Raw genomic sequence first — 20,309 nt, forward strand, 5'->3', positions numbered from 1 at the left:
TCATCGACCGCACGCCCTTTCGACGCGAAGGGATCAGAAGTTGATCATGTGGCCGGCCAAGCCGTGGAAGGCTTCCTGGAGGGCCTCGCTGAGCGTCGGGTGAGTGTGGACGTTGCGGGTCAGCTCGTTGACCGTCAGGTCCCACTTCTGCGCGAGGGTGAGTTCGGGCAGCAGTTCGGAGACGTCCGGGCCGATGAGGTGCCCGCCGATCAGCTCGCCGTACTTGGCGTCGGCGACGAGCTTGACGAAACCGGTCGGGTCGCCGAGGCCGTGGGCCTTGCCGTTCGCGGTGAACGGGAAGGTCGCGACCTTCACGTCGTAGCCCTCGTCACGGGCCTGCTGCTCGGTCAGGCCGAAGCTGGCGACCTGCGGCTGGCAGAAGGTGGCGCGCGGCATCATCCGGTAGTCGCCGAGGGGAACGGTCTCCGCGCCCGCGATGGTCTCGGCCGCGACCACGCCTTGGGCCTCCGCGACGTGCGCGAGCTGCAGTTTCCCGGTGACGTCGCCGATCGCGTAGATGTGCGGCACGTTGGTGCGCATGTAGTCGTCGATCCCGATCGCGCCCCGGTCGGTGACCACGACGCCCGTGGTCTCCAGGCCGTAGCCGTCGACGCGCGGGGCGAAGCCGACGGCCTGCAGCACCTTGTCCACGGTGACGGTCTCGATCGACCCGGTCTTGTTGTCCTTGATCGCGACGGTGACCTTGGCGCCGTCGTCCTCGATGGACTGCACGGCCGCACCGGTGGTGATGGTGATGCCGAGCTTCTTGTACTGCTTGGTGATCTCCTTGGAGACGTCCGCGTCCTCGTTCGGCAGCGCGCGATCGAGGAACTCCACGATGCGCACGTCGACGCCGTAGTTCTTCAGGACGTAGCCGAACTCCATGCCGATCGCGCCGGCGCCGACGATGAGGATCGAGCCGGGCAGGTCACGGGTGAGGATCTGCTCCTCGTAGGTGACCACGTTGGCGCTGAGCTGAGTGCCGGGCAGCAGCTTGGTGACGGTACCCGCCGCGATGATCGCGTTGTCGAAGGTGATCGACTCAGTGCCGCCCTTGGTGAGCTCGACCGAGAGCGAGTTCGGGCCGGTGAAGGTGCCCTTGCCGTCGAACTCGTCGATCTTGTTCTTCTTCATCAGGAAGTGGACGCCCTTGACCCGGCCGTCGGCGACCTTGCGGCTGCGGTCGAAGGCGACCCCGAAGTCGAAGTTCACCTCACCGGAGATGCCGAAGGTCTTCGCCTCCTTGGTGAAGATGTGGGCGAGCTCGGCGTTGCGCAGCAGCGCCTTGGACGGGATGCAGCCGACGTTGAGGCACACACCACCCCAGTATTTCTGCTCGACGATCGCTGTTCGCAGGCCGAGTTGAGCGGCGCGGATAGCGGCGACGTATCCGCCGGGACCAGCGCCGAGAACGACGACATCGTAGTGGGAAGTCACGACCCGAGCCTAACTCCGCAGCGGGTAGTTCACCCACCCATCCCCCACCACAGTGAGGCGTGGGCCACACCCGTCAGCTACGCCAGACCTGACGGGCGACGCGGCGGAAGTTTTCACCGAAGATCGCGGCTCGGTCGGCGGAGGTGAAGCCACGCTGGGAGAGGGCCGCGTCGAGGGTGGGGACTTCGGAGGGGCCGAGGAGGTCTTCGGGCGGAGTCCAGTGCAGGGGCCCCCATTGGGTGTACGCCTCGGAGAAGGCCTCGGGGTTCTGCTGTAGTTCGGCGTTGAAGTCGTCGGCGTCGAAGGAGTAGTCCGAACCTATGCCGATGTGTTCGATCCCGACGAGCTCGACGCCGTACTCGATGTGGCGGGCCATCGCCGCGATCCGCTCGGCGCGCTCGTGGGGCGCGTTGCGGCCGAGGAAGATGCCGACGCCGTTGATGCCGATGACACCGCCGGTCGCGGCGCAGGCGCGCGCTTGGTCGTCGGTGATGTTGCGCGGGTGGTCCCACAGCGCGGCGAAATTGGAGTGGCTGTAGATCATCGGGACAACGCTCAGCTCGGCCAGCTCCAGCCCGGTGCGCCGGGAACAGTGCGAACCGTCGGCGAACATGCCGACTTCGTTCAACGCGTGAACGAGATCGCGCCCGTAACCGGTCAGCCCGGTGTCCACGGTGTCCAGGCAGCCGCAGCCCGCGGCGTTGGCGTGGTTGTAGGCGGGCAGCAACGACCGCACGCCGAGGTCGTAGAAGCGAGCGACGTTGTCCAGGTCGCCGCCCAGCGGCCCGGCGTCCTCCAGATCGAAGGCCAGCGCGATGGTGTCCGCGGCCCCGATGTCCGCCACGGTCTCGACGAGGCGGAACCGACCGTCCGCCATGGCATCCCGGCGGAATCGATCCAGCAGCGCCATGGAGTCCGCGGTCGATTGCCGGGAGTAGCCGACGTTCACCGACAGATACGATCCGGCCGGGTAGCGCGCGAGGTCGCCGATGCGCGCGGCGGGCGACAGCGGCAGACAGCAGTGCTGTTCCCAGAGAAAGGGCGGCAACCTCGAACCTCCTGGTCGGATCCAGCCTCGGAGCAGCGATCCTACTGTTGGCGCCGAGCGAGCACAGGCGCGCAGCGAACGCCGGGCCGCCGAGCCGCCGTGCCGTGACCGAGTTGCCGCGACCGCCAACACTTTTCGCCCTCACCCACCGGTAACGAGGCATCCACCTGGACCGATGCATGTTATACATCAATCCCTCCTGTGCCCGAAGGCGGTGCGACCATGCGTCGCTTGCTTCTCCTGTTCGTCTCCTTCGTGACCCTCGCCGGTCTTTTCGTCGCCCCCGCCCCGGCTTCCGCCGCCCCGGCGTGCGCCTCCGGCTGGGGTTCGATACCCAAGGTGAGCCGAGCCCGGATGCTCACGCAGCTGACCGGGATCCGCGCCGGACGGCACGACTGCTTCGACCGCCTGGTGCTCGACATCGCCGGTCCGGTGACCGGTTATCACGTCGGCTACGTCGAGCGAGTGGTCATGGACGGCTCCGGCGCACCCGTCACGCTGCGCGGCGGCGCGTTCCTGAGCATCGCCGTCTACGCCCCGGCCTACGACGACGCGTTCAACCCCACCTACACCCCCGCGAATCGGGCCGAACTCGCCGACGTGCGGGACTACCGGACCTTCCGCCAGGTGGCCTGGGCCGGTTCCTTCGAAGGTCAGACCAACGTCGGATTGGGCACGCGCGCGCGATTGCCGTTCCAGGTGTCCACCCTGGCCGGGCCGGGCAGCGGATCGCGCATCGTGATCGATGTAGCGCACTCCTGGTGACCCCGCGCCGCGCGGCTCGGCAACAATGTGGGGATGAGCGGCGTTGAGCGGAATGTGACCGATCCCTACCTCTGGCTGGAAGAAGTGACCGGCGAGCGCGCTCTGGACTGGGCTCGCGCGCACAACACGGTCGTGCGCGCCCGGTTCGCCGACTCCGATCGCTTCCGCGACCTGGAGCGACGCATCCTCGACATGCTCGACACCGACACCAAGATCGCCTACCCATCCCGCCGCGGGCCCTGGCTCTACAACTTCTGGCGGGATGCCCAGCATCCGCGCGGCCTCTGGCGGCGCACCACGTTCGCCGAGTACGCCGAGGACGCGCCGGACTGGGACGTGCTGATCGACCTGGACGCGGTGGCCGCCGACGAGGACGAGAACTGGGTGTGGGGCGGCGCGGCGGTGCTGCGCCCGGAACAGTCCCGCGCGCTGATCAGCCTGTCGCGCGGCGGCGCGGACGCGAAGGTCGTCCGCGAGTTCGACATGGAGCGCAGGGTGTTCCTCGATCCGGCCGATGGCGGGTTCTTCCTGCCCGAGGCCAAGTCGGAGATCCGCTGGATCGACATCGACTCGGTGTACGTGGGCACCGACTTCGGCCCTGGCACACTGACCGATTCGGGATATCCGCGCATCGCGAAACGCTGGCGGCGCGGTACCGCGCTGGAGGAGGCGACCACCGTCTTCGAGGGCGAGAGCGGCGATGTCGCGGTCTCGGCGGGTTACGACCGCACGCCGGGTTACGAACGGCACTACGTCGGCCGCGCCACCGACTTCTTCAACGAAGAGGTCTACCTGTTGGAGGACGACGGCGCCCTGCGGCACCTCGACATCCCCACCGACGCCAGTGAGTCCTGGTACAAGGACTGGCTGCTGGTGCGGCTGAAGTCGCCGTGGGAGGTCGGCGGCACGAGCTATCCCGCGGGCGCGCTGCTGGCCATCGACTTCGAGAAGTTCCTCTCCGGCGCACGGGAATTCGAGGTGATCTTCACCCCGGACGCGCACACCTCGCTGCACGGCTACGGCTGGACCGAGAACCACCTGCTGCTGGTCACGCTCGAGGACGTGCAGACCAAGCTCTACGTGCTGACGCCGGGATCCGACGGCTGGCGCCGCGAGCCGCTTGCCGATACCCCACCGATGGCCACCACCAGCGTCCTGAATCTCGACCCGCTGGAGAGCGGCGACGAGTTCATGCTCAACACCAGCGGCTTCACCACCCCGGCGACGCTGCTGGCCAGTGCCGTCGGTGGGCGCACCGAGCGGCTCAAACAGGAACCCGGATTCTTCGACGCCGACGGGGTGGAGACCGAGCAGTTCTTCGCCACATCCGACGACGGCACGCCGGTGCCGTACTTCGTGATCCGCCATCGTGACCGGAAGGCCGCGCCGGGGCCGACGGTGATTTCCGGCTACGGCGGTTTCGAAGTGTCCCGAACCCCCGCATACAGCGGCGCGTCCGGCATGGGCTGGTTGGAGCGCGGCGGGACGTGGGTGATGACGAACATCCGTGGCGGCGGCGAGTACGGACCGCAGTGGCACACCTCGGTGCAGAAAGCGAACCGGCACAAGGTGTACGAGGACTTCTCCTCGATCGCGAAAGACCTCGTCGCGCGCGGCATCACCACCGCGGACCAGCTCGGCGCGGTGGGCGGCAGCAACGGCGGACTGCTCATGGGTGTGATGCTGACCCGCTACCCCGAATTGTTCGGCGCCATCGTCTGCCAGGTGCCGCTGCTGGATATGAAGCGCTACCACCTGCTGCTCGCGGGCGCTTCGTGGATGGCCGAGTACGGTGACCCGGACAAACCGGAGGAATGGGAGTACATCGGCAAGTACTCGCCCTACCAGAACGCGCACGCCGACCGCGCCTATCCGCCGATCCTGCTCACTACCTCGACCAGGGACGACCGGGTGCACCCCGGCCATGCCCGCAAGATGGCCGCCCTGCTCGAGGAGCAGGGCCACGAGTTCTGGTACCACGAGAACATCGAAGGCGGCCACGGCGGCGCGGCCGACAACAAGCAGTCGGCCTTCCAGGCGGCGCTGATCTACGAGTTCTTCACCCAGATGCTGATCGAACGACGCGGCTGACGGATCGACGCGGAGCAACGCTCAGCGGTCGCGCAACCACTTCTCGATCTGGTCGACGGTGCTGGTGTACTGCCGGATCCAGCCGTTGTGGCCCAGTGGTTCCGGCTGGCGCCAGCGCGTCACCTCCGCGTTGGGCAGCTTCTCCAGCAGATGCTCGGCGGAGCTGGGCGGGGTGAGGTCGTCGCCGGTGATCGTGATGGACAGCACCGGGAGTTTCAGCCGCGCGATGCGCTCCTCGTAGTCGATGTCCGCGCCGACCGGAACGAACCGGCCGGTGCGCGCCAGCCGGGCCCAGTCGGAGATCAGCACCTTGGACTGGCGGCCGAAACCCATCGAGACACGGTCACCGGGCCAGAAGCCGGCCAGGTTGGCCGTCAGCGAGATCGCCGCGGTGCCGACCAGCATGCCCGGACCCGAAAGTCCCCGATAGCCACGGTAATAGGGGGTGCCGGAGGCGACCAGGATCAGCCCGCCGAGCCTGCCACGGACGCGCGCGGCGTACATGACGCCGAGCTGGCCGCCCATGCTGTGACCGAGCAGGTACGGCGTGCTGTCCGGAAACTGCTCGCGGACCACCTCGAAGATCGCCGGGAAGTCCACCGAGACCAGTTCGTGGTAGCCGAAGGTGCTGGCGGAGCTCGGCTTCGGCCTGCTGTCGCCGTTGCCGCGCAGCTCGCCGATGGCCACGTCGAACCCGCGCGCGGCCAGTCCCGAGGCGAACAGTTCGTAGTAGCCCCCCGGAACGCCGAGCCCGGGCACGATCACCAGCACCGGTCGCGGCGTGTCCGGACCCACCGCGTGCCGGTGCGGCCCCCCGGCGGGGATCAACCGCACCGGGACCGTTGTGCCGTCCGGCATCTGGATCGGAACTGTTTGCATCCCCGCACGTTACCGCGCTCATCGCGCCCGATCCCGCAGGCCGGGACGCTATGCGCGGACCGCGCCGATGATCACCCTGCTGAGCACCCGGATCACGTCATCGAGCGGCGGGCGCGGCTCCGCGCCGCTCCACGAGTCGACCACATAGTTGACACCGCCGATGATGGCGAGCATCCGCATTTCGTAGTCGCCCGCGGGTATCTCACCGTGCAGGGCGGCGTCTTCGGCAGCGCCGGCCAGCAGCGAACCCCACTCCCGGCGCACCGCGAGACGGAACTTTTCCACCTTCGGGCCCGCGCCGACCACTTCCACCAGGGCGACGCGTGCCTTGCGCGGATCGGAACCGATGGATTCGACGTAGGCGCGAACCGCGGCGTCGATGACGTCCAGGGCCTTCGCGCCGGACTTCGCGTCCAACGCTTTCTTCACGGCGTCCCGCGACTCCCGGTCGATCTGCTCGTACAGCTCTAGGAGCAGGGACTCGCGCCCGGTGAACTCCTCGTAGAACTGTCGCGAGGAGAGTCCGGCGTCCTTGCATATGGCGCCGACCGAACTGTTGGCGTAGCCGTCCCGCGCGAAGACCGTCAGGCCTGACTCCAGAAAACGCGCACGCCGCTGACGTTGCCGGTCCTCCACGGGTTGCCCGGCATACATTCGACCCGTATTCGCATCCTGTGACATTGGGGCAGACAATACAGAAGGGCCCGAACTCATCGTCACGGATCGGGCCCTTCGTTACAACCCTCGACCAATCTACGGTTAGCCGAAAGTTGGCTGAGCAGTTGCTACCTCATCAAATGGTCGCCGGACAGAAGCCCGGCGACCATAGTAGCTTGCGCACAAGCACTCTTTTCCACGGATCGAGCATTCGGCAACTCCGATCTGGGCCGTAGGAGATTTCTTGTCACTGGCTATTTGCCGGAACAGACGATACCTAGCAGCGTCGCGCTTGCGGGCAATTTTAGAGGGAAACTGTAGAATTTTTTGTTTCATTCCGATTCGTCGGTTACGGCGAGTTCGCCGGCTCCCACCGAACCGCCCAGCAATTCCGGCAGATCGACCACGGAATCGATGACGTGATCCGGCGCGCGGTCGGCCGACGCCAGCACGCCCGGCCGGAATTTGCCGGTGCGCACCAGCACGCCGGTCAACCCGACGTCCTGCGCCGCAAGCACATCCGAGTACAGATCGTCACCGATCATCACGACCTCCGCCGGCTCGAGGCGCATCAGCCCCGCGGCGGTCCGGAAACCGGGGGCCGCGGGCTTGCCCACCACCTCGATGCGGGCATTGCCCGCCGCCTCCAAGCCGGGCAGATACGCCCCCGCGTCGATACGCAATCCGTCCGCGGTCGCCCAGGTCAGTCCGCTGTGCATGGCGACGACGGGCACGCCGTCCAGCATCAGTTCCGCCACTCGACTCAGTGCGGCATGGGTGAATTCCGCTCCCGCGCCGCCGATCACGACCACGTCCGGATGTTCCTCGTCGAGCCGGAGACCGGCGAGGTCGGCATCGATGTCGCCGTGGTTGAGCACCCAGACGGCGGCGCCGGGGTAGCGCCCGCGCACGAACTCGGCGGTGAGTCTTGCGGCGGTGACGATCTCGGCGGGTTCGACCTCGATACCCGCGCCGCACAGGCGTTCCGCGATCTCGGCGCAGGTACGCGAAGTGGTGTTGGTCAGAAACGCCCGGCGCAGTCCGCTCTCCCGGATCCGGCGCACCGCTGCGGCGGCGCCCGCGATCTCCCGCCAGGAGGTCACCAGGACGCCGTCGATGTCGTAGAGCACGCCTCGGATCCGGACGCGGTCAGGCATGGTTTCAGCGTACGACCGACCCGATGGCCCGGCATGCCGACTTAGGGTGTTCCCATGATGAAGGCGCTGCTCTACGGACTCGGCACGGCCGTGCCGCTGGTCTTGGGCGCTGCCATCGGGTCGCGGTGGCAACTGCCCAAGGCGGTGCTCGCCTCCCTGATGGCCTTCGGCGCGGGCACGATGATCGCGGCGGTGTCCACCGAGCTGTTCGAGCCCGCCTTTCGCCAGAACGCGACGATCGCCGCGATCGCGCTGCTCGCGGGCGCGGGGGTCTACGTGGTAGCCGATCACCTCATCGAGAACAAGCTCGGTCCCCGCGCGCTCGGCTGGGCGCTGATGCTGGGCGCGGTGCTGGACGGCGTCCCGGAGAACACGGCGCTCGGCGTCACACTGACCGGTGGCGGCGGACTGGTGCTGCTGGTGGCAGTGGCCGTGGGTAACGTGCCCGAGGCGATCAGCGGAGCCGCGCTGATGCGCGACCAGCACGGCGTGGCGCGGCACCGCGCCCTCTGGCTGTGGACGGCGACCGGCGCGGTGCTCGTACTGGTCACGATGCTCGGAAACGCGTTGTCGGACAACTTGTCCGAGACCCACATCGGCGCGGTGCAAGCGTTCGCCGGCGGTGCCACGATCGCGGTACTGGCCGACTCACTGATGCCGGAGGCCTACCGAGAAGGCGGCTGGTGGGTCGGAATGGCCACGGCGGCCGGGTTTCTCGTGGCTTTCATCTTGCGCTGACCGGCGGCGGTCGTCAGCGCCGCGCGCCGCTGATGACCGCGTCCAGCAGGCCGGGGAAGCGCTGATTCAAATCTTCGCGCCGTAGCGCGACCAGCCGATTGCGGCCGGAGACGAACGTCATCGTGACGCCCGCGTCCCGCAGCACCTTCCAGTGGTGCGAGGCGGTGGCCGCCGTGATCTCCACATCGAACTCTCGGACATTGCAGCTCAACGGTTCCCGTTCCCCGGCGAGCGCGCGCACCAGTTCCAGGCGCACCGGGTCGGCGAGCGCGCTCAGCACGCGGACCAGATCGATGTCGGCGGTACTCGGCTGCGGCAGCGTACGCATCTCCATTCCCCGATCATTTGACAACAATCGAATTGTATCTCACGCTCATCCTATGATGTTTCGACAACCATCAAATAATCTCTACCGGTCGCTCCTCCCGCTCGCCGTGGGCACTTTCGTGCTCGGCACCGACGGCTTCGTACTCAGCGGCCTGCTTCCGCTGATCGCCGCCGATCTGCACGTCTCCGTGTCCACCGCCGGGCAGCTGACCACGATCTTCGCCTGGACCTACGCCATCGCCGCACCGCTGATCGCGGCGGCGACCGGGTCCTGGGATCGCCGCGTGCTGCTCGGTGGCGGCACCGCGCTCTTCGTGGTCGGCATGATCGGGCAGGCCGCCGGGGAGAGCTTCGGCGTCATGGCCGCGGCGCGCGTCGTCGCGGCCATCGGGGCGGCGGCCTTCCAGGCCAACGCGTACGCCGTCGCCGGCGTCGTCGCCGATGAAGCCCATCGGGGGCGGGCACTGGCGATCGTGACGGCGGGCATCACGCTGTCCAGCGTCGCGGGCGTGCCGATCGGCATCTTCGCCGAGCGCTGGATCGGCTGGCGCGGCGTGCTGTGGGGCATCGCGCTCGGCGGAGCCATCGCCGCGCTGCTGGTATTGCTACTGCCACGGGTGACCCTGCCGAGCACGGGACTGCGCGCCCGGATCGGCGTGCTGACCCGTCCGCCGGTGCTGCGGGTGCTGATCGTGACGACAACGCAGATCACCGCCGTCTACACCACCATCGTCTACCTGCCCGTGGTGGTCGCGGCATCGGTGCCGCAGAACATGCTCGCCTGGCTGTTGCTGGCCATGGGCATCGGCCAGGTGATCGGCAACGCTCAGGCCGGGCGGGCGGTCGACCGCTACGGCCCGCAGCGCACGCTGACGGTGGGACTCGCGGGCGCGCTGGTCGGCCTCGCACTGCTCGGCGTGGCCGTACATGCCGCGTGGGCGGTGTTCGTGGTGCTCGCCATCACCGGACTGTTCGGTTCGGCGATCCTGGTTCCGCAACAGCATCGGCTGTTCGGCATCGCCCATGACGCGCCCACCGTCGCCCTCGGCTTGAACGGATCGGCCATCTACCTCGGCGCGGGAATCGGGTCGATCATCGGTGCGACCGTGCTGGATTCCTCCGGCAGCCAGTGGCTCCCGTGGACCTCCACGCTCATCGCATGCCTCGCCCTCGCCCTCGCGCTCCAGAAGACCCAATCCCCCACCAGGGCTCCAGTTCCGGCATGAGCTACCCGTCGCCGGGATCGGGCGGGGCACTCGCCATACCGCGTGCCCCGCTACCGGCGACTAAGCGGCAGGGCCGGGGCGGATCGAGTCCAATCGGTCGGCACAGCGAGTCAGCAAGTCCTGCAAAGAGGCTCGCTCGGCGTCGGTGAATTCTTCGGCCAAGGCGCGTTCGACTCGGACGGCGCGGGCGTCCGCGTCGCGCATGACCGCCGCGCCCTTCTCGGTCAACGTGGTCTCCAGGACGTTCTTGTGCCACGGGTGCGGGGTGCGCTCGATGAGCCCGCGGTCCTGCAGATTGCCCAGCACGGTGTTCATCGAGGGCGGGGTGACGCCGCAGAGCCGGGCCAGGGCGGCGGCGGAGATACCGGGATTCTCGGCGAGGAACAGCAGCGCGGCGTATTGGGGCACGGTGACGCCCGCCGGTTTCAACGCGGCGTTCTTGGCCGTGTTGAGGGACTGCTCGGCCCGTTTGAGGTACGAGCCGATCCGTTCGGCGGCGGGCATCGACGTCATAAGCGCATGGTATCCGCACGTCTTCTTGTTTCAGTCTTGACTGATATTAGAGTTCTAACTTAGATTCGAGCAAGATAATTGATGTGAGCACATTTGCATGCATGATCTCTAAGAGGTAATCGATGCCCCACGCACTACCCCTCCGCCTGCTGTCGATCCTGGCCGCAGTCAGCGCCTGCCTCCCGCTCGTCGCCTGCGGCACCAGCGACGAACCGAACACTGCCGTCCACACCGCCTACGAACTGCCGGGCGACCGGGCCTACCCCGAGGGCATCGCGGTGGACGCGCGGACGGGAGACAGCTACGTCGGCTCCTACACCACCGGCGCCGTCTATCGCGCGACGCAAAACGCGCACCGAGCCGAGATCTTCCTCCCCGAAGGCGCGAACAACCACAAGACCGCCAACGGGTTGAAAGTCGACACGGCCGGACGGCTGTGGGTGACCGACTCGACAACCGGCGTCGCGGTGTACGACATCGCGACCCGCGCGCTGCTCGCCGACTTCACCGTGCCCGGAAGCGAGCCCCGCTTCGTGAACGATCTCGCCATCACCCCGGACGGCACGGCGTATCTGACCGACAGCACACGCGCGCTCGTCTATCGCGTGACACCCGATCAACTGGCCGCCGCCAGAGCGCAGGGTGGGCGAGCCGAACTGACCCCACGGTTCGACCTGCACTCCGCGCTGCCGCCGATCGAGCCGGGCGGCTTCAGCCTCAACGGCATCGTCGCCGATCCGGCAGGCCGCTATCTGCTCACGGTCGACATGCCGCGCGGCGACTTGTACCGCATCGCGTTGACTCCGGACCCGAATCCGATCCGCAAGGTGGCCTTGCGCGGTGGCGATCTGCGTCAGGGCGACGGACTGGAACTGCGCGACGACACCCTGTGGGCCGCGCACAACACGACCAACACCATCAGCCGCTGGACCCTCTCCGACGACGGCGCCACGGCCACGCTCGCGCAGCAACGCACCGACGAAGCCCTGTCCATCCCCACCACCCTGGCCCGCGCCGGTGACCGGATCCTGATCGTCTCCTCCCAATTCGACAAGGGCGGCCCGATGGCCCCCGGCACCCCGAAGACGCCTTTCACCGTCGTCACTCTCGACGGAATCTGACCCGGAACGCCGGAAGCCGGCCCACCTCGCGGTGGACCGGCTTCCGGTTCGAAATGTGTTGCCGGGTGGCCGGACTCAGAAGTCCATGCCGCCCATGCCACCGGTCGGGTCGCCGGCGGGAGCGGCGGCCTTCTCCGGCTTGTCGGCGACAACGGCCTCCGTGGTCAGGAACAGAGCCGCGATCGAGGCCGCGTTCTGCAGCGCCGAACGGGTGACCTTGACCGGGTCGGCGACACCGGCGGCCAGCAGGTCCTCGTACTCGCCCGAGTCGGCGTTCAGGCCGTGACCCGCGGGCAGGTTGGCGACCTTCTCGGCGACCACGCCGGGCTCGAGGCCCGCGTTGAACGCGATCTGCTTCAGCGGAGCCGACAGCGCGACCTTCACGATGTTCGCGCCGGTGGCCTCGTCACCGGCGAGCTTCAGCTCCTCCAGCGCCGGAGCCGACTGCAGCAGGGCCACGCCACCACCGGCGACGATGCCCTCCTCCACGGCAGCCTTCGCGTTGCGGACGGCGTCCTCGATGCGGTGCTTGCGCTCCTTGAGCTCCACCTCGGTGGCCGCGCCCGCCTTGATCACCGCGACACCGCCGGCCAGCTTGGCCAGACGCTCCTGCAGCTTCTCCCGGTCGTAGTCCGAGTCGGAGTTCTCGATCTCGGTACGGATCTGCGCGACCCGGCCCTTGATCGCCTCCGCGTCGCCCGCGCCCTCGACGATGGTGGTCTCGTCCTTGGTGACGACGACCTTGCGCGCCTGGCCGAGCAGCTCGACGCCGGCGTTCTCCAGCGACAGGCCGACCTCTTCGCTGATGACCTCGCCACCGGTCAGGATGGCGATGTCGGCCAGCTGAGCCTTGCGGCGGTCACCGAAGCCGGGAGCCTTCACGGCGACCGACTTGAAGGTGCCGCGGATCTTGTTGACCACCAGGGTGGACAGGGCCTCGCCCTCGACGTCCTCGGCGATGATCAGCAGCGGCTTGCCCGCCTGGATGACCTTCTCCAGCAGCGGCAGCAGGTCCTTGACGGTGGAGACCTTCGAGCCGACCAGCAGGATGTACGGGTCCTCGAGGACCGCTTCCTGACGCTCCGGGTCGGTGACGAAGTAGCCGGAGATGTAGCCCTTGTCGAAGCGCATGCCCTCGGTGAGCTCCAGCTGGAGACCGAAGGTGTTGCTCTCCTCGACGGTGATGACGCCTTCCTTGCCGACCTTGTCCATGGCCTCGGCGATCAGCTCACCGATGGACGCGTCGCCTGCCGAGATACCGGCGGTGGCGGCGATCTGCTCCTTGGTCTCGACCTCCTTGGCGGTGTCGAGCAGCTTGGCGGTGACGGCCTCGACGGCCTTCTCGATGCCGCGCTTCAGGCCCAGCGGGTTCGCGCCGGCCGCGACGTTGCGCAGGCCCTCGCGCACCAGCGCCTGGGCGAGCACGGTCGCGGTGGTGGTGCCGTCGCCCGCGACGTCGTCGGTCTTCTTGGCGACTTCCTTGACCAGCTCGGCGCCGATCTTCTCGTACGGGTCCTCCAGCTCGATCTCCTTGGCGATGGACACACCATCGTTGGTGATCGTGGGGGCGCCCCACTTCTTCTCCAGGACAACGTTGCGACCCTTGGGGCCCAGCGTCACCTTGACCGCGTCGGCGAGGCTGTTCAGACCCCGCTCGAGGCCGCGGCGGGCCTCTTCGTCATACGCAATTGTCTTGGCCATGGCGTTGTTGAGATCCTCCATGTGTATGGCTGACACACAGGACGACCGCCGGTTGGGTCGCCCCAGTTACGCTGGCCAGGTTCGGTGCCCGCGACGGACGACCGAGGGTGTCTAGGGAACCCGGTCTCACCGTCCCGACCTGGCACTCACAGGTCGAGAGTGCCAAAAGCATTTTTAGCACTCAGGGGTGCCGAGTGCAAGGTCCGCGCGGGCTAGGGGCGGTCGTCGACACGGAGCACCAGCGCGACGAACGCGTCGGTACGGCGTTCCTCCGGGGTGCGGGGCTCGCCGTCCTCGACGGTGACGAGCTCGGCGTCGTGCAGCAGCAACTCCGCCTCCACCCGCATGATCGCGCGAATGAACGGCGGGGCGACGTCGGGCGGCAGGTCGCCGTTCACCACGTAGCTGCCGTCCGGTTGGGACTCGGTGGACACATACGAAAGCGCGCGCAGCAGATCTGCGCGCCGTTCCCCCGCTATTAGGTCGGAATCCGTTTCATCCGCCATTGCTATAGCTTAGCCGCCAGTGGTTCACATCTTCGGCCGGACGATTCGCGCCGCCCGGCGCCGACGATGAAAGAGCAGGTCACACCACCCCTCCTGGGGACAGGGTGAACCAGGCACCGCGCCGAGGCGGCCGGGGCGGCGTAGATTCCGGGTGGACCATGATCAACCTCAGCCCGGAAGGGGACGCGGGTGGACGACCTGCCGTTCGATTCGCTCTACCGGCACGGCTTCGCCCGGGTGGCGGTCGCGGTACCCCGGATCCGGGTGGCCGACCCCGCCTACAACGTGGAACAGACCGTCGAGCTGGCCACGCAAGCCGCGGCGGCCGGGGCGGTGCTCACGGTGTTCCCCGAGCTGGGCCTCTCCTCCTACACCGCCGACGACCTGTTCCACCAGGACGCGCTGGACGCGGCGGTGGAGGCGGCGCTCGCCAGGGTGGTCGCGGCGAGTACGGACATCGACACGGTGCTCGTGGTGGGCGCGCCGCTGCGGGTGCACCACCGGTTGTTCAACTGCGCGATCGTGATCTGCCGGGGCATCGTGCTCGGCGTGGCGCCGAAGAGCTACCTGCCGAACTATCGGGAGTTCTACGAGAAGCGTCAGTTCGCGGCGGCGCGGGAGGCGCTGGAGGATCACGTCACCGTCGCCGGGCACCGGGCGCCGTTCGGATCCGACCTGTTGTTCCGCGCGAGCAATCTGGACGACTTCGTCTTCCACCTGGAGATCTGTGAGGACGGCTGGGTTCCGTTGCCGCCCAGCGGCTTCGCCGCGCTGGCCGGGGCGACCGTGCTGATCAACCTGTCCGCGAGCAACATCGTGATCGGCAAGGCGGACTACCGGCGGTCGCTGTGCACCTCGCATTCGGCGCGCTATCTCGCGGCATACCTGTACTCCGCCGCGGGGACCGGCGAGTCGACCACCGACCTCGCCTGGGACGGCCAGGCACTGATCTGCGAGAACGGCGACCTGCTCGCGGAGGGCGAGCGGTTCTCCGATCATCCCCAGCTGGTCACCGCCGACCTGGACCTGCGCCGCCTCGCCGCGGACCGGCTGCGCACCACCAGCTTCGCCGACAACGTGCACGACCACCGCGACCGGCTGACCTCGCTGCGGCACATCGACGTGCGGCTGCCCGTCCCCGAGGCCCCGGTGGCGCTGGAGCGCGAGCTCGCGCGCTTCCCCTACGTCCCCGCCGACCCCGCCTTGCGCAACGAGCGCTGCGCCGAGGTGCACCACATCCAGGTTGAGGGCTTGAGCACGCGATTGCGCGCCACCGGCACGCAGCGCGTGGTGATCGGGGTCTCCGGCGGCTTGGACTCCACGCAGGCGCTGATCGTGGCGGCCAAGACGATGGACCGGCTCGGCCTGCCCCGGGAGAACGTGCTCGCCTACACCATGCCCGGCTTCGCGACCAGCACCAGGACCAGGACCGACGCGCACCGCCTGATGGCCGCCCTCGGCGTCACGGCGCGCGAGATCGACATCACCCCATCGGCGACGCAGATGCTGCGCGACCTCGGCCATCCGGCCGCCGACGGCGCGCCGGTGTACGACATCACCTACGAGAACGTGCAGGCGGGCGAGCGGACCTCGCACCTGTTCCGGCTGGCCAATATGCACGGCGCGCTGGTGGTCGGCACCGGCGACCTCAGCGAACTCGCGCTGGGCTGGTGCACGTTCGGAGTCGGCGACCACATGGCGCACTACAGCGTGAACGCGTCGGTGCCCAAGACGCTGATCAAGTACCTGATCGCCTGGGCGGTGGACACCGAGCAGTTCGGCGCCGAAGCGAACGAGGTGCTCTCGTCGATCCTGCGCACCGAGATCTCGCCGGAGCTGATTCCGCACGAGGACTCCTCCGCGCCGGCCCAGAGTTCCGAGGCGACCGTCGGCCCGTACGAATTGCAGGACTTCCACCTCTATTACCTGTTGCGCTTCGGCTACCTGCCCAGCCGTATCGCCTACCTGGCCTGGCACGCCTGGTCCGATCCGGCGACCGGCCGCTGGCCCGATCTGGTCCCCGCCGACCAGCGCAACGCCTACGACCTCGCCACCGTCAAGCACTGGCTGGGCGAGTTCCTGCGCCGCTTCGTGCAGACCAGCCAGTTCAAGCGCTCGACGCTGCCGAACGCGCCGAAGGTCGGCTCCGGCGGCTCGCTCTCGCCGCGCGGCGACTGGCGCGCGCCGAGCGACGCGTCCGCGGCTGCCTGGCTGGACGAGCTCGCCCGCAACGTGCCGGATGCCTGACCGGCGCGGTGTCCGACGCCCCGGATAGGGCCCGACGCACCCCTGCCTATGGTGGCTGCGTGAGTGAGAGATCCGGCTGGGATGCCATCGACGGTGCGTTGCGGCCGCTGTACGGCGACATCGAACCCTTCCATTGGGCCTCCGACCACCCGTGGTCGCTGGGCGGGTCCGACCCTCTCGACGGGATCAGCGCCTACTCACGCACCGATCCGATGCCGCACTGGCACTACGTCAGTTATGGGATGACCGAGCTGTACGAGAAGGAGTGGGACAACCCGGCGGAGTCCGGCTGGGGCTTCGAGTTCACCTTCCGCTTGGCGCGCGGGCCCGAGGACACCGAGCCGCCCGTGTGGCCGACGAGCTTCATGCAGAACCTCGCCCACTACGTCTTCCAGTCCGGCAAGTGGTTCGAACCGGGGCACACCATCAAGACGAACGGGCCGATCGCGGCCGGCCACGCGGACTGCACCAATCACGCGGTCTGCTTCACGACGGACCCGGAACTGGGCGCCATCGACAGCCCGCACGGCCGCGTGTTGTTCCTGCAGATCGTCGGGTTGACCATGCGGGAATACCGCGCGGCGCAAGGCGGGCGCGCCCTCGCACTGCTCGCCGAGCTGGAACCGCGACTACCCCTGTTCGTCACCGACATCCATCGCGAACCGTTGGTTCCCGAGCCGAAACCGCAAGCCCTCTGGCCCCGATGGGGCGGCGGCCTGGCCGGACGAGGGTGATCACGCCGCCTGCGTCGCGCGGTGTGCGATCGGAACGGCCGGGCGTGGTCCGCGGATACCGGCTCCCCGCGTGCGCAGCGCCCTGCGATGGCGCGCCCGCGCGGCGTGCGCGCACCGCAATCCGTTGACGACGTTGCGAATCTCGTGCGCGGCAACCGATCGCCGGGCCACGCCGATCACCAGCAAGAGCACCGCGAGGGCGAGCGCGGTCCGCGCACGGAACTTCCCGTCGCCCATCGGAATCAGGACTTCTCGGTCTTGATAACCGCGAGCAGCTCGCCCAGATGCGCTTCGGCGCTCGCCTTGTCGACGCCGAGATCACTGAGCAGACCGGCGCCGTTCTCCTGTTCCAGCAGCGCCAGCAGCATGTGCTCGGTGCCGATGTAGTTGTGCCCCAGCCGAAGCGCCTCACGGAAGGTGAGTTCCAGGACCTTCTTGGCCTCCGCGCCGAACGGGATCAGCGCGGGGACGTCCCCCTCGGCCTGCGGCAACGACGCGGAAGCGGCGGCGGAGATCACGTCGACGGACACGCCCTGGTGGACGAGTTCGTGCACCGCGAGACCTTGGGGTTCGGTGAGCAACCCCAGCACCATGTGCCCGAGGGAGATCTCCCGATTGCCCGCGGTACGCGCGGCCTCCTGCGCCGCCATCACGACCGCCCGCGCTCGCGGGGTGAAACGGGCGAAGCCCGCGTTCGGGTCCATGGCCGCCGCGGCGGCCGGATCGGGCACCTTGGGCACGAACCGCTTCTGCGCCGCCTGCTTGGTGACGCCCATGCTTGCGCCGATATCGGTCCACGAGGCGCCGGAGCGCCTGGCCTGGTCCACGAAGTGGCCGATCAGGTGGTCGGCCACTTCACCCAGGTGATTCGCCACGACGACGGCATCGGACAGTTGTTCGAGCACATTGTCGGGACGGGCTTTCTTGATGCCGTCGATCAGGTCGTCGAGGCGGAATTGTTCGGTCATGCGTCAACCATAAGTTGACGATGCCTTACCGTCAACCGTTAGTTGACGATGCGACTCACGGGCGCGCAGACCAGGCCGCGCCGCGCACGATGCGTTCCTTCACCCACGCGGCCGTGCGCCCGGTCAGCACCGTCCTGGCCGGTGCGTCGTCGGCGCGCACCGCTTGGACGACCCCGTCGCCGCGACCCAGGCTGAGGCACTGGAGCACATAGCGGAACCGCAGCTCCTTCGGCTCACGACCACGCATCAGGGCGATGGCGGCGTCCGCCGCGTGCTTGCCGGTCGGCAGCGCGGTGGCACACGCCATGCGCAGTTCGCGTCCGCCCGGCCCCGCGACCACGGCGGCGTCACCTGCGGCGAAAACGTCCGGGTGCGACACCGAACGCAAGGTCGCGTCGGTGAGCACCCGACCGTCGGAATTCACCGCCAGACCGGAGCGGGCGGCGAGGTCGGGCACCCGGAAACCGGTGGTCCACACCGTCGCGGCGGCCGCAACCAGTGAGCCGTCGGCCAAGCGCGGCCCCTCGGCTGTCACCTCGATCACCTTGGCGCCGGACCGGATCTCGACTCCGAGTCGCTCCAGCGTCCGCGTGATGTGCGCCTGCGCCCGCGCCGACAGCCAGGCGCCCGGCTCCTCCGACCCGAGCAGCATCACCCGGGACTCCGGATGCGATTCGGCCAGTTCCGCCGCCAGCTCGATGCCGGTGGCTCCGGCGCCGACGATCGCCACCGGTCCGCTCGCCACGGCCAGACCGCGCACGTCTTCCTGCGTGGCGACCGAAAAGGCGTGTTCGGCGACGCCGGGGACGCTCGCGAGATCGGCGACGCTACCGAGGGCGTAGATCAAAGTGTCGTAATCGAGTGCGGGCGCAGTGTCGAGCACCACCCGACGCGCGACCGTATCGATCTCCGTCGCCAGGGCTTGCACGAAGGCGATGCCCTTGCTTTCCAGCGATTCCCGCAGATCCCATGCCGCGATCCGCTGCCCGGCCGCCTGCTGATGCAGCCGTACCCGCTCGACGAAGAACGCGTGCGCGTCCACCACGGTGATCCGAGCGTCCCGCGCCGTGCGAGCGAGCCTGCGGGCCGCCGCCAATCCCGCGTACCCCGCGCCGAGAACGACGATCCGATGCTGTCCGGTCATTGCTGAGGCTCCTTTCGATCGGCCATCAACACTCAGACCGGACAGGGCCCCGATCCCTGACAGACCGGTGCCGTGAAGCGCGTCACAGCGGACGGCGAAGCCGGTCCGGCATTGTGTCCACCGCGCCCGCCGACCCGCTCGCCCCGGCGAAATAGGCGAGCTTGTCCGGATTCACGATCAACCGCAGCGCGGTGACCGCGCCGTCGGCCACGTCCACCGCGACCACGAGCAGTGGCGCACCGTTCACCCGTGCGACCGCGGCGGGCGCGCCGTTGACCTCCTCCACGACAAGCCGCATGCCGGGCACCTCCCAGCGCATGAGCCCGACGAGGTACCGCGCCACCTGCGCCGCACCTCGCACGGGACGGCGCGCCGCGTTCACCTTGCCGCCGCCGTCGGCCGTCGCGCTCACGTCGGCGGCGAGCATCTGCTCCAGCGACGCGACGTCGCCGTCGCGCGCCGCCTTCAGGAACCGCTCGACCAACTCGCGGGCATGGTCGGGCGTGATACCGAAGCGGGGGCGGTCCTCTCGTACCCGCAGGCCCGCCCTGCGGAAGATCTGCTGCGAGTTCGCCTCGGTGATATCGAGCATGTCGGCGATCTCGCGGTGCGCGTATCCGAACGCCTCGCGCAAGACAAAGACCGCGCGTTCGAGCGGGGTCAGCCGCTCCAGCGCGGTCAGCAGCGCGAGCGAGACCTGTTCGCGCTCCTCGACGGTCTCCAGCGGTCCGAGCTCGCCTCGCGCGGTCGGCACCGGTTCGGGCAGCCACGGCCCGACGTAGCTCTCCCGCCGGGCCCGCGCCGAAACGAGCCAGGTGCGGCACAGATTCACCAGCGCCGTGGTCAGCCAGGCCTCGGCGGAGCGGATACCGCCGCGGTCGGCGCCGTCCCAGCGCAGATAGGTCTCCTGCACCGCGTCCTCGGCCTCACCTGCCGAGCCGAGCATCCGATAGGCGAGCGCGAACAAGCGCGGTCGATGCCCCTCGAATTCCCGCAAACCGTCCGGCTCCATACGCACCTTCCTCCACCCGCCCGACGGACATGACCGTA

General features: G+C 68.5%; 20 protein-coding genes. 7 read left to right on the forward strand and 13 right to left on the reverse strand.

Annotation, left to right across the window (positions count from 1 at the left end):
* Positions 1–33 precede the first annotated feature (33 nt).
* Complete coding sequence (gene lpdA / locus AB0L97_RS01095; protein ID WP_355071727.1) at positions 34–1,437, reverse strand: dihydrolipoyl dehydrogenase; 1,404 nt, start codon at positions 1,435–1,437, stop codon at positions 34–36.
* Between the two features lie 73 nt (positions 1,438–1,510).
* Positions 1,511–2,485 (reverse strand): membrane dipeptidase, encoded by a 975-nt coding sequence (locus AB0L97_RS01100; protein ID WP_364424492.1) that lies wholly within the window; start codon positions 2,483–2,485, stop codon positions 1,511–1,513.
* A 222-nt stretch (positions 2,486–2,707) separates the two neighbouring features.
* On the opposite strand from AB0L97_RS01100, the gene AB0L97_RS01105 reads away from it, so the two are divergent.
* Both AB0L97_RS01105 and AB0L97_RS01110 read left to right on the forward strand, forming a co-directional pair.
* Complete coding sequence (locus AB0L97_RS01105; RefSeq protein WP_364424494.1) at positions 2,708–3,250, forward strand: hypothetical protein; 543 nt, start codon at positions 2,708–2,710, stop codon at positions 3,248–3,250.
* 33 nt (positions 3,251–3,283) lie between these two features.
* Complete coding sequence (locus AB0L97_RS01110) at positions 3,284–5,341, forward strand: prolyl oligopeptidase family serine peptidase (RefSeq protein ID WP_364424496.1); 2,058 nt, start codon at positions 3,284–3,286, stop codon at positions 5,339–5,341.
* A 21-nt stretch (positions 5,342–5,362) separates the two neighbouring features.
* Here AB0L97_RS01110 and AB0L97_RS01115 read toward each other — a convergent pair whose 3' ends face one another.
* The 3 genes from AB0L97_RS01115 to AB0L97_RS01125 all read right to left on the reverse strand — a co-directional run bounded on the left by AB0L97_RS01115 (position 5,363) and on the right by AB0L97_RS01125 (position 8,034).
* On the reverse strand, positions 5,363–6,220 hold the full coding sequence (locus AB0L97_RS01115) for an alpha/beta fold hydrolase (protein ID WP_356962720.1): 858 nt from the start codon (positions 6,218–6,220) through the stop codon (positions 5,363–5,365).
* A 48-nt stretch (positions 6,221–6,268) separates the two neighbouring features.
* The gene (locus AB0L97_RS01120) at positions 6,269–6,901 is read right to left on the reverse strand and encodes a TetR/AcrR family transcriptional regulator (protein WP_355071720.1); all 633 of its coding nucleotides are present in this window, start codon (positions 6,899–6,901) and stop codon (positions 6,269–6,271) included.
* A 308-nt stretch (positions 6,902–7,209) separates the two neighbouring features.
* A complete protein-coding gene (locus AB0L97_RS01125; RefSeq protein WP_355071718.1) occupies positions 7,210–8,034 on the reverse strand; it encodes an HAD-IIA family hydrolase in 825 nt (274 codons plus the stop codon).
* Positions 8,035–8,088: 54 nt separating this feature from the next.
* Between AB0L97_RS01125 and AB0L97_RS01130 the strand changes: the two genes are divergently transcribed.
* The gene (locus AB0L97_RS01130) at positions 8,089–8,772 is read left to right on the forward strand and encodes a ZIP family metal transporter (RefSeq protein ID WP_355071716.1); all 684 of its coding nucleotides are present in this window, start codon (positions 8,089–8,091) and stop codon (positions 8,770–8,772) included.
* A gap of 13 nt (positions 8,773–8,785) precedes the next feature.
* Here AB0L97_RS01130 and AB0L97_RS01135 read toward each other — a convergent pair whose 3' ends face one another.
* Complete coding sequence (locus tag AB0L97_RS01135; RefSeq protein ID WP_355071715.1) at positions 8,786–9,106, reverse strand: helix-turn-helix transcriptional regulator; 321 nt, start codon at positions 9,104–9,106, stop codon at positions 8,786–8,788.
* A gap of 100 nt (positions 9,107–9,206) precedes the next feature.
* On the opposite strand from AB0L97_RS01135, the gene AB0L97_RS01140 reads away from it, so the two are divergent.
* A complete protein-coding gene (locus tag AB0L97_RS01140) occupies positions 9,207–10,325 on the forward strand; it encodes an MFS transporter (RefSeq protein ID WP_364424500.1) in 1,119 nt (372 codons plus the stop codon).
* 60 nt (positions 10,326–10,385) lie between these two features.
* Here the strand turns inward: AB0L97_RS01140 and AB0L97_RS01145 are convergent, their stop codons facing one another.
* Complete coding sequence (locus tag AB0L97_RS01145; protein WP_355071711.1) at positions 10,386–10,838, reverse strand: MarR family transcriptional regulator; 453 nt, start codon at positions 10,836–10,838, stop codon at positions 10,386–10,388.
* Between the two features lie 122 nt (positions 10,839–10,960).
* Here AB0L97_RS01145 and AB0L97_RS01150 point away from each other — a divergent pair, with 122 nt between their 5' ends.
* Positions 10,961–11,959, forward strand: coding sequence for a superoxide dismutase (locus tag AB0L97_RS01150; RefSeq protein ID WP_364424503.1), 999 nt, complete (start codon positions 10,961–10,963; stop codon positions 11,957–11,959).
* A 75-nt stretch (positions 11,960–12,034) separates the two neighbouring features.
* On the opposite strand, the gene groL is transcribed toward AB0L97_RS01150, so the two are convergent.
* Both groL and AB0L97_RS01160 read right to left on the reverse strand, forming a co-directional pair.
* Positions 12,035–13,660 (reverse strand): chaperonin GroEL, encoded by a 1,626-nt coding sequence (gene groL / locus AB0L97_RS01155; RefSeq protein WP_364424505.1) that lies wholly within the window; start codon positions 13,658–13,660, stop codon positions 12,035–12,037.
* Between the two features lie 212 nt (positions 13,661–13,872).
* On the reverse strand, positions 13,873–14,166 hold the full coding sequence (locus tag AB0L97_RS01160) for a hypothetical protein (RefSeq protein ID WP_355071706.1): 294 nt from the start codon (positions 14,164–14,166) through the stop codon (positions 13,873–13,875).
* A 189-nt stretch (positions 14,167–14,355) separates the two neighbouring features.
* Between AB0L97_RS01160 and AB0L97_RS01165 the strand changes: the two genes are divergently transcribed.
* On the forward strand, positions 14,356–16,413 hold the full coding sequence (locus AB0L97_RS01165) for an NAD(+) synthase (protein WP_364424508.1): 2,058 nt from the start codon (positions 14,356–14,358) through the stop codon (positions 16,411–16,413).
* A 59-nt stretch (positions 16,414–16,472) separates the two neighbouring features.
* Positions 16,473–17,147 carry a suppressor of fused domain protein gene (locus AB0L97_RS01170; RefSeq protein ID WP_364424510.1) on the forward strand — a complete coding sequence of 225 codons (675 nt, stop codon included), beginning with the start codon at positions 16,473–16,475 and terminating at the stop codon, positions 17,145–17,147.
* Here the strand turns inward: AB0L97_RS01170 and AB0L97_RS01175 are convergent, their stop codons facing one another.
* The 4 genes from AB0L97_RS01175 to AB0L97_RS01190 all read right to left on the reverse strand — a co-directional run bounded on the left by AB0L97_RS01175 (position 17,148) and on the right by AB0L97_RS01190 (position 20,271).
* The gene (locus AB0L97_RS01175) at positions 17,148–17,384 is read right to left on the reverse strand and encodes a hypothetical protein (protein ID WP_364424512.1); all 237 of its coding nucleotides are present in this window, start codon (positions 17,382–17,384) and stop codon (positions 17,148–17,150) included.
* Positions 17,385–17,389: 5 nt separating this feature from the next.
* Positions 17,390–18,115: a Clp protease N-terminal domain-containing protein gene (locus AB0L97_RS01180; protein ID WP_364424514.1), complete on the reverse strand. Its 726-nt coding sequence runs from the start codon at positions 18,113–18,115 to the stop codon at positions 17,390–17,392.
* 55 nt (positions 18,116–18,170) lie between these two features.
* On the reverse strand, positions 18,171–19,259 hold the full coding sequence (locus tag AB0L97_RS01185; RefSeq protein WP_364424516.1) for an FAD-dependent oxidoreductase: 1,089 nt from the start codon (positions 19,257–19,259) through the stop codon (positions 18,171–18,173).
* A gap of 82 nt (positions 19,260–19,341) precedes the next feature.
* Complete coding sequence (locus AB0L97_RS01190; protein ID WP_364424518.1) at positions 19,342–20,271, reverse strand: RNA polymerase sigma-70 factor; 930 nt, start codon at positions 20,269–20,271, stop codon at positions 19,342–19,344.
* Between the last annotated feature and the right edge of the window lie 38 nt (positions 20,272–20,309).

Source organism: Nocardia sp. NPDC051911, assembly GCF_040681035.1.
In the GTDB taxonomy this organism is placed as follows: Bacteria; Actinomycetota; Actinomycetes; order Mycobacteriales; family Mycobacteriaceae; genus Nocardia; species Nocardia sichangensis.

Excerpts from the sequence above, each read along its gene's own strand:
- AB0L97_RS01105 (WP_364424494.1), top strand. The coding sequence starts at position 2,708 with ATGCGTCGCTTGCTTCTCCTGTTCGTCTCCTTCGTGACCCTCGCCGGT.
- AB0L97_RS01110 (WP_364424496.1), top strand. The coding sequence starts at position 3,284 with ATGAGCGGCGTTGAGCGGAATGTGACCGATCCCTACCTCTGGCTGGAA.
- AB0L97_RS01115 (WP_356962720.1), bottom strand. The coding sequence starts at position 6,220 with ATGCAAACAGTTCCGATCCAGATGCCGGACGGCACAACGGTCCCGGTG.
- AB0L97_RS01120 (WP_355071720.1), bottom strand. The coding sequence starts at position 6,901 with ATGTCACAGGATGCGAATACGGGTCGAATGTATGCCGGGCAACCCGTG.
- AB0L97_RS01125 (WP_355071718.1), bottom strand. The coding sequence starts at position 8,034 with ATGCCTGACCGCGTCCGGATCCGAGGCGTGCTCTACGACATCGACGGC.
- AB0L97_RS01130 (WP_355071716.1), top strand. The coding sequence starts at position 8,089 with ATGATGAAGGCGCTGCTCTACGGACTCGGCACGGCCGTGCCGCTGGTC.
- AB0L97_RS01135 (WP_355071715.1), bottom strand. The coding sequence starts at position 9,106 with ATGGAGATGCGTACGCTGCCGCAGCCGAGTACCGCCGACATCGATCTG.
- AB0L97_RS01145 (WP_355071711.1), bottom strand. The coding sequence starts at position 10,838 with ATGACGTCGATGCCCGCCGCCGAACGGATCGGCTCGTACCTCAAACGG.
- AB0L97_RS01150 (WP_364424503.1), top strand. The coding sequence starts at position 10,961 with ATGCCCCACGCACTACCCCTCCGCCTGCTGTCGATCCTGGCCGCAGTC.
- groL (WP_364424505.1), bottom strand. The coding sequence starts at position 13,660 with ATGGCCAAGACAATTGCGTATGACGAAGAGGCCCGCCGCGGCCTCGAG.
- AB0L97_RS01160 (WP_355071706.1), bottom strand. The coding sequence starts at position 14,166 with ATGGCGGATGAAACGGATTCCGACCTAATAGCGGGGGAACGGCGCGCA.
- AB0L97_RS01175 (WP_364424512.1), bottom strand. The coding sequence starts at position 17,384 with ATGGGCGACGGGAAGTTCCGTGCGCGGACCGCGCTCGCCCTCGCGGTG.
- AB0L97_RS01180 (WP_364424514.1), bottom strand. The coding sequence starts at position 18,115 with ATGACCGAACAATTCCGCCTCGACGACCTGATCGACGGCATCAAGAAA.
- AB0L97_RS01185 (WP_364424516.1), bottom strand. The coding sequence starts at position 19,259 with ATGACCGGACAGCATCGGATCGTCGTTCTCGGCGCGGGGTACGCGGGA.
- AB0L97_RS01190 (WP_364424518.1), bottom strand. The coding sequence starts at position 20,271 with ATGGAGCCGGACGGTTTGCGGGAATTCGAGGGGCATCGACCGCGCTTG.